This window comes from Rhodococcus sp. 2H158, assembly GCF_053764755.1.
Genome location: NZ_JBSNCE010000014.1, coordinates 170,575 through 178,605 on the forward strand (window position 1 = coordinate 170,575; position 8,031 = coordinate 178,605).

Annotated in this window: 6 protein-coding genes; 2 read left to right on the forward strand and 4 right to left on the reverse strand. The window is 70.2% G+C overall.

Annotation, left to right across the window (positions count from 1 at the left end; genetic code table 11):
* Nucleotides 1-4 precede the first annotated feature (4 nt).
* Nucleotides 5-2,320: a tetratricopeptide repeat protein gene (locus ACWPOB_RS15970; protein ID WP_455401409.1), complete on the forward strand. Its 2,316-nt coding sequence runs from the start codon at nt 5-7 to the stop codon at nt 2,318-2,320.
* Nucleotides 2,321-2,515: 195 nt separating this feature from the next.
* Nucleotides 2,516-3,385, forward strand: coding sequence for an endonuclease domain-containing protein (locus ACWPOB_RS15975; protein WP_455401410.1), 870 nt, complete (start codon nt 2,516-2,518; stop codon nt 3,383-3,385).
* 99 nt (nt 3,386-3,484) lie between these two features.
* Here ACWPOB_RS15975 and ACWPOB_RS15980 read toward each other — a convergent pair whose 3' ends face one another.
* The 4 genes from ACWPOB_RS15980 to ACWPOB_RS15995 all read right to left on the reverse strand — a co-directional run.
* On the reverse strand, nt 3,485-4,684 hold the full coding sequence (locus tag ACWPOB_RS15980) for an acetate kinase (RefSeq protein WP_455401411.1): 1,200 nt from the start codon (nt 4,682-4,684) through the stop codon (nt 3,485-3,487).
* Nucleotides 4,681-6,765, reverse strand: a complete 2,085-nt coding sequence (gene pta / locus ACWPOB_RS15985; protein ID WP_455401412.1) for a phosphate acetyltransferase — start codon at nt 6,763-6,765, stop codon at nt 4,681-4,683. The genes ACWPOB_RS15980 and pta overlap by 4 nt, the downstream gene beginning before the upstream one ends.
* Before the next feature lie 80 nt (nt 6,766-6,845).
* Nucleotides 6,846-7,694, reverse strand: coding sequence for a catechol 1,2-dioxygenase (catA, locus tag ACWPOB_RS15990; protein WP_455401413.1), 849 nt, complete (start codon nt 7,692-7,694; stop codon nt 6,846-6,848).
* A gap of 19 nt (nt 7,695-7,713) precedes the next feature.
* Nucleotides 7,714-8,031: 4-hydroxyphenylacetate 3-hydroxylase C-terminal domain-containing protein (locus ACWPOB_RS15995; RefSeq protein ID WP_455401414.1), on the reverse strand; the 318-nt coding region annotated here is incomplete at its 5' end.

Genomic DNA, 8,031 nt, shown 5'->3' on the forward strand with positions numbered 1-8,031 from the left:
TCGCATGTCCGACACCGAACACGACCCGGGCGCGGCGACGCAGCGCAGCGCCCCGCCGGACGGCGGACCCGCCACCGAGCGCAGCGCCCCGCCCGAGACGGGACCCGCGACGCAGCGCAGCGCCCCGCCGGAGACCGCACCCGCCGCCCAGCGCAGCGCCCCTTCCCGGGGCAGCGTCCCGTCGCGGCGATCCCGGCCGCGCGTGCCCTCGCGGCGGCGCCTCGCCGGCCTCGTGGACATCCCGGTCCCCACCCCCGTCGACCCGGCCTCCGTGGTGCTCCCGGATCCGCACGTGGCCGAGGGCAAGCGGTTCTGCTGGAAGTGCGGCAAGCCGGTCGGCCGCAGCACGCCGAACGGACCGGGCCCCACGTCCGGGCGCTGCCCCTCGTGCGGCACCCCGTTCGAGTTCGTCCCGATGCTGCCGCCCGGCGCCATCGTCGGCGGGCAGTACGAGGTGCAGGGCTGCCTCGCGCACGGCGGGCTGGGCTGGATCTACCTCGCCGTCGACCGGAACGTCAGCGACCGGTGGGTCGTCCTCAAGGGCCTGCTGCACTCGGGCGACGCCGAGGCGCAGGCCGTCGCCGTCGCCGAGAAGCAGTTCCTCGCCGAGGTGACGCACCCGAGCATCGTGAAGATCTTCAACTTCATCGAGCACCCGCGCCCGGACGGCACCCCGATGGGCTACATCGTCATGGAATACGTGGGCGGGCATTCGCTGCGCGAGGTGCTCGACAGCTGTCCCGGGCCGGCCCGGATGCCCGTCGAACAGGCCATCGCGTACGTCCTCGAGATCATGCCGGCGCTGAGCTACCTGCACTCGATCGGACTCGTCTACAACGACCTCAAGCCCGAGAACATCATGGTCACCGAGGAGCAGCTCAAGCTCATCGACCTCGGGGCCGTCACCGGCGTCGAGGACTACGGCTACCTGTACGGCACGCCCGGCTACCAGGCCCCGGAGATCGTGCGCACGGGCCCGACCGTCGCCACCGACATCTACACCGTCGGCCGGACCCTGGCCGTGCTCACCCTCGACATGCCGTGGCAGCAGGGCCGCCTGGCCGACGGCCTGCCCACCCCCGAGAAGGCACCGCTGCTGGCGGAGTACGAGTCGTACCACCGGCTGCTGCTGCGGGCGACCGACACCGATCCGCAGCAGCGGTTCCGGTCGGCCGACGAGATGGCGAGCCAGCTGACGGGGGTCCTGCGGGAGATCCTGTCGCAGCAGACCGGCGAGGAGCATCCCGGCCTGTCGTCGATCTTCAGCCGCCAGCGGACGACGTTCGGCACGGACGAGGCCGTCGGACGCACGGATTCGATCGTCGACGGCATCGCGCGGGACGAGAACCTCTCGGCCCGCGACGTGGCGGCGGCGCTGCCGGTGCCGCTGCTCGACCCCAACGATCCGAGCGCCGCGCTGCTCGCCGCCGCGGTGCACAGCGAACCCCAGCAGACCCTCGACTCGCTGCGGCACGCGCGCGACAACGGGCTCGAACGCGTCGTCGGCACCGCGGACGTCTCGTTCTCCCGCGAGATCACCCTCGCGGAGGTGCGCGCCCATCTCGACCTGGGCCACGGCACCCGCGCCGCGGAGATCCTGCGCAAGCTCGAACGCGACCTCGGCGCGGACTGGCGCATCGACTGGTACGCCGGGCTGGCCGAACTCGTCAACGGCGAATTCGAGTCCTCCTTCGGCAGATTCGAGAAGGTACTCGCGGCGATGCCCGGCGAGACCGCACCCAAGCTGGCGCTCGCCGCAACCGCGGAACTCATCCTGCAGCACTGGGAGAGCGACGATCCCGAGGCCTGGCGCCGATTCTGCGAGAACTACTACCGCACCGTGTGGCGCACCGACCACAACGTGGTCAGCGCGGCGTTCGGCCTCGCCCGGCAGCTCACCCGCCGCGGCGACCGGGCCGGTGCGATCGCGGCGCTCGACCAGGTGCCCGCGAGTTCCCGGCACCACGCCGTCGCCCGCATGACCACGGTGCTGATCCTGTTGCACGACAGGCCGATCGACGACCTCGAGGAAGCCGACCTGCGCGAGGCCGCGCGCCGGGTGGGGACGTTGTCGCCCGACGAGAGCCGGTTCCTGCAGATGCGCACCCTGGTGCTGTCGACGGCGCTCGACTGGGTGCGCGCCGGCCACTCCGCCCGCCGCGAACTCGAACCGATCCTCGACGTCCCCTTCACCGAGAAGGGACTTCGCGCCGGCACCGAATCCGGCCTGCGCGCCCTCGCCCGCAACGCCCCCGCCCGCACCCACCGCTACACCCTCGTCGACCTGGCCAACGCCATCCGCCCCCGCAGCATCCTGTAGCCCGTCTCCGCGCCGAACGGGAGCTTGTTGCGGCGAACGGGCCGGCGCTGCGGCATCGACCGAGTAACACCGACAACAACCTCCCGCCGGTAACGAAAAGGCCCCGCTCGGCCCGATTGTGGATAACTCGCGACTTCTCCACAACCGCGGCAGCGGGTCTTCCGGGAGTGCGGTTCGTCCTACATCGTGGACCGGATGGACACCTTCGACGCACCTTTCCTGGGCACGGAAGCGATCGCCGCCGGCGCGCTCACCGCATACGAACTTCGGCACGGATTCGTTCGTCTCCACCGCAACGTGTACGTCCGACGCGGCGTCGCACCCACCGCCCGGAACCGAGCGATGGCAGCATGGTTGTGGGCACGCGGAAAGGGCGTCCTCACGGGCCTCTCGGCAGCCGCAGTACACGGCACCCGATGGATCGACGATACGGCCCCGGCCGAGATCCTCCGCCTCGGACACGTCCGGGCCCCGGCCGGAATCGTCGTCCGGCAGGGCTGCATCCCCGACGACGAACTGTGCCTCGTGGGCGGGATGGTGGTGACATCACCGGCACGGACCGCCTTCGACCTGGGACGAGCGCACCCCGGCGATCGCGGAATCGAGGTCCTCGACGCACTGTGCAACGCCACGGGCATCACGCCCGCGGCAATCCTCGACGTCGCCCGCTGCCATCCTGGTGCGCGCGGGATCAGCGATCTGCGCCGTTCACTGCTCCTCGTCGACGCAGGCGCGGAGTCGCCACCCGAAACCCGCACCCGTTTGTTGCTGATCCGCGATGGACTTCCACCGCCGGAGACCCAGCTGCTCGTCTACGGCTCGGACGGCAGCGTGCTGGCGCGCGGCGACATGGGTTGGAAGCGCTGGCAGGTCCTCGTGGAGTACGACGGCGGCCATCACTGGACCGATCCCACCCAGGGCGCCCGGGACATCGACCGGTACGCCGTTCTCGAGGCGGCCGGATGGCGGGTTGTCCGGGTGGGTGCTCAACTGCTCGCCGGACGGCCGCACGTCGTTCTCGATCGGGTCCGGGCGGCGCTGCATGCCGCTGGCGCTCGGTTGTGAGATTCGACCGGGAGGTTGTCGCGACGATCGGGCTATGGCTGCGCCATCCGCCGAGTGGCACCGACGACAACCTCCCGCTGGACGCGAGAAGCTCCCGACCTACACCAGCGCCGCGGCCGCCCGCGCGATGGCGAGCTCCTCGTTGGTCGGGACGACGAGGACCTCCACCTGCGACGTGTCCGCCGAGATGCGCCGCTCGCCGCGTGCGGAGGCGGCGTTGCGAGTCTCGTCGACGGCGATGCCGAGACGCTCGAGGCCGGCGAGGGCGTCGCGGCGGACGTCGACGTTGTTCTCCCCCACCCCGCCGGTGAACACGACGACGTCGACGCCGCCCAGTTCGACGAGATACGCGCCGAGGTACTTGCGCAGGCGGTGCACGTAGACGTCGTAGGCGAGCTTCGCGTCCTCGGAGCCCTCGGCGACGAGTCGCAGCAGGGCGCGGAAGTCGTTGACGCCGGACAGGCCCTTGAGCCCGGAGCGCCGGTTGAGCAGATCGTCGATGGAATCGACGTCCATCCCGGCGCTGCGGTTCAGGTGCAGTAGCACGCCGGGATCGATGTCGCCGCAACGGGTTCCCATGACGAGTCCTTCGAGCGGGGTCAACCCCATGGACGTGTCGACGGGCCGGCCGCCGGCGATCGCGGAGGCCGACGCACCGTTGCCGAGATGCAGCACGATCTGGTTCAGTTCCGACAGTTCACGTCCGAGGAACCGGGCCGCGCGCTCGGACACGTACTGGTGCGACGTCCCGTGGAAGCCGTACCGCCGGATGCCGTGCGCCCGGGCGACGTCCCGGTCGATCGCGTAGGTGGCGGCCGCGGCGGGCAGGGCGTGGAAGAACGCGGTGTCGAACACCCCGACGTGCGGAATGCCGGGCAGTTCCTCCCGCGCGACCTCCATGCCGATGACGTTCGCCGGATTGTGCAGCGGCGCAAGAACGGCCAGTTCCTTCACGGTGCGCACCACGTCGTCGTCGACGAGGGTCGGCTCGTGGAACACCTCGCCGCCGTGTACGAGGCGATGGCCGACGGCGATGATGCCGGCCTCGCGCAGGGGGCGGCCCAGCGCCTCCACCCAGTCGAGGACGATCCGCAGCCCGGCGCGGTGGTTCTCGATGGGACCGACGTGTTCCTCGGTGCCGGTGGTGTGGTGGAACACGACCCTGCCCTCGGGCTCACCGATCCGCTCGATGAGCCCGTGCGCCACCGAGTCTCCGGTCTCGGGGTGGACGAGCTGGAACTTGATCGACGACGAGCCGGAGTTGAGCACCAGCACGGTGCCGTCCGTCTGGGAGCTCATTCGCCGGCCTCCTGCGCCTGGATGGCGGTGATCGCCACCGTGTTCACGATGTCCTGGATCAGCGCCCCGCGCGACAGGTCGTTGACGGGCTTGCGCAGGCCCTGCAGGACCGGACCGACGGCGACGGCTCCGGCGCTGCGCTGCACGGCCTTGTAGGTGTTGTTGCCGGTGTTGAGGTCCGGGAAGATGAACACGGTCGCCCGGCCGGCGACCTCCGAGTCGGGAAGCTTGGCGCTGGCCACCGACGGTTCGATCGCGGCGTCGTACTGGATCGGTCCCTCCACCGGCAGATCCGGCCTGCGCTCGCGCACCAGGGCGGTGGCGGCGCGGACCTTGTCGACGTCGACGCCCGAACCGGACTCGCCGGTCGAGTAGGACAGCATCGCGATCCGCGGTTCGATGCCGAAGCGGGCGGCGGTGGCGGCGGAGGAGATCGCGATGTCGGCGAGCTGATCGCTGGTGGGATCGGGCACCACCGCGCAGTCGCCGTAGGCGAGCACCCGGTCCGACAGGCACATGAGGAAGATGCTCGACACCGTGGACACGCCGGGTTCGGTCTTGATGATCTCGAAGGACGGCCGGATGGTGTGCGCGGTGGTGTGCGCGGCACCGGAGACCATGCCGTCTGCGACGCCGAGGTGCACCATCATCGTGCCGAAATACGAAATGTCACTCATGATCTCGCGGGCGCGTTCGATCGTCATCCCCTTGTGGGCACGCAGCCGGGCGTACTCCTCGGCGAACGGCTCGGCGTGTTCGGACGACCTGGGATCCAGCACGGTCGCCGCACTCAGGTCCACGCCGAGTTCGGCCGCCCGGCGCCGCACCTGCGTCTCGTCGCCGAGGATCGTCAGGTCGGCGATCTTGCGTTGCAGGACGCGGCCCGCCGCGCGCAGGATCCGGTCGTCGTCGCCTTCGGGCAGCACGATGTGCCGGCGCTGGCGGCGGGCCCAGTCGATGAGCTGGTACTCGAACATCTGCGGGGTCGTGACGGACGGCCGGGGCACGTCGAGGCGGCTCAGCAGCTGATCCGTGTCCACGTGCTGTTCCATCAGCGCGACGGCGGTGTCGATCTTGCGGTGCGCGCCGAGCGCCATGCGGCCGCGTGTCCGGTCGGCGGCCGACGCGGTGTCGAACGTCCCCAGGGTGGTCGTCAGGATCGGCAGGCTGGGCCTGAGTCCGGCGACGAGTTGCGCCATCGCCGGGTGCGGCAGGAGCCCACCGTTCATGATGATGCCGGCCAGCGACGGAAATCCTTCGGCGGCATTGGCATTCACGAGGGCGAGGAGCACGTCGGAGCGGTCGGCGGGGGCGATCACCACGACCCCCTCGGTGATGCGTTCGAGGATGTGTTCGGCGGTCATGCCGCCGACCATGACGCGCAGCGCCTCGCGGTGCAGCAGCTCGGGATCGCCGCTGTAGAGTTCGCCGTCGATCGCGGTCAGCAGTTCGCCCATGGTCGGCGCGACGAGGATCGGCACCTCCGGCAGCGTCCACAGCGGCACACCCCGGTCTCCGACGGCCGCGGCGATCTCGTCGAGCCGGTCGGAAGGACAGCGGTTGACGACGATTCCGGTCAGGTGGGCGTGCTGGGCGGCGAGTTCGGCCGTGCACACGCTGGTCAGTTGCGCCACCTCGTCGGGGGTACGCCGGGAGCCGCGCAGCACGAGCAGAACGGGCGCATCGAGATTCGCGGCGATGCGCGCGTTGTAGCCGAGCTCGCTGGGGTTGGCGATCTCGGTGTAGTCGCTGCCGACGATGACGACGGCATCGCATCGGTCCGCGACGGCGTGGTACTTGACGACGATCTCGCTGAGGGCGGCCTCGGGATCGGCATGCACGTCGTCGTAGGTGGCGCCGACGCACTCGTCGTAGTCGAGGTCGACGGTGATGCGCTCGAGGAGCAGTTCGAGGATGTAGTCGGTGTCGCCGTCGGAGCGGGCGATGGGGCGGAAGACGCCGACCCGGGCGGCGGAGGCGCACAGCGCCTGGAGCAGGCCGAGCGCGACGGTGGACTTGCCGGTGTCGCCCTCCGGCGCAGCGATGTAGATACTCGACACGGACTCGGCGGCGGCGCTCATGGCTCACACCCTAGCGCTGCGCCGGTGCGTCCTTTGGGCGGTGGGAGCAACCCAAAAGACGCACCGGCGGCGCAGCCGCGTCAGTCCGCGAGCGGGTCGAGCGCGAAGTCGTACGTGGCCACCTTGCGGCCGGCGTCGTCGACCTGTGGTTCGAGGACGAGTTCCGGCTTCGTCGCGGTCGCGACGTCGTCGTCGAGCCACTCACCACCGGCGAAGTACAGCTGGGTGATGATCGGCTGCCTGCCGGGTGCGGTCACCCGCAGGTGCAGGTGCGCCGGGCGCCACGGGTGCCATCCGGCTGCCTCGATGAACTGTCCGGTGGGCCCGTCGGTGGGGATCTGATACGGAGCCGGTTCGATGGTGGTGATGTCGTAGCGGCCCTCGGCGTCGGCGACGACGGTGCCGCGCAGATTCCATTGCGGAAGGTGCGGGGCGAACTGGGAGTAGTAGCCTTCGTCGTCGGCGTGCCAGATCTCGATCCGGGCCCCGCCGAGGCCCCGACCGTCGAGGTCGGTGACCTGTCCGCGCAGGACCAGCGGCGGGTGGACGCGGTCCTCGTCGCGCATCGGGAGTGTGCACTTCGCCGGTAGTTCCGGTGCGCCCGAAACGTAGTACGGCCCCTCGATGCTGCCCTTGGTGCCGCGGAACCTCCGGGAGTTGACGTCCTCGATCTCGTGCTCGACGAACACGTCCAGCAGCAGTGGCCACTCGCCGCCCTCGCCCACGTCGATGAGCCACTGCTTGAGCACGCGGTACTCGTCGTAGGTGACGGCATGCTTCCGGATCAGCGCACCGAATCCCGCGAGGGCTTCGGTCGCGATGGCGGACAGGCGCTCCGGTGAGGTGTCGGCGGTGAAGCGTTCGCCCTTGAACTTGTCGGTGGCGGCGTTGCCGGATGCGACAGCGGTGGGACTTTCGGTGATGGTCATGGTGTCTCCCGGGAAGTTGTCAGGCACGGCGGAAGTGGGACACGTCGTCGTTGCCGACGAGGTCGGGCACGGTCCAGCCGTCGAGGTCGTACTCGCTCATGAACTGCTCGGCCAGGCCCTTCATGGAGGACACGTCCCCACGGCCTTCTGCAGCGAACAGCAGCTCGGCCTTGACGTTCTCGTGGTTGCCGGCGTAGTTCCGCTCGTACAGTTCGTGGCGGCCGCCGAATTCGGAGCCGATGGAGTCCCACAGGGCCTTCATGACCTTGACCCGGTCCACGGCGGTGATGCCGTCGGAGCCGCGGACATACTTGTCCAGGTAGGGCCGCACCTCGGG

What these genes read in the sequence shown, in the direction of transcription:
- ACWPOB_RS15970 (WP_455401409.1), top strand. Translation starts at nt 5, where the DNA reads ATGTCCGACACCGAACACGACCCGGGCGCGGCGACGCAGCGCAGCGCC.
- ACWPOB_RS15975 (WP_455401410.1), top strand. Translation starts at nt 2,516, where the DNA reads ATGGACACCTTCGACGCACCTTTCCTGGGCACGGAAGCGATCGCCGCC.
- ACWPOB_RS15980 (WP_455401411.1), bottom strand. Translation starts at nt 4,684, where the DNA reads ATGAGCTCCCAGACGGACGGCACCGTGCTGGTGCTCAACTCCGGCTCG.
- pta (WP_455401412.1), bottom strand. Translation starts at nt 6,765, where the DNA reads ATGAGCGCCGCCGCCGAGTCCGTGTCGAGTATCTACATCGCTGCGCCG.
- catA (WP_455401413.1), bottom strand. Translation starts at nt 7,694, where the DNA reads ATGACCATCACCGAAAGTCCCACCGCTGTCGCATCCGGCAACGCCGCC.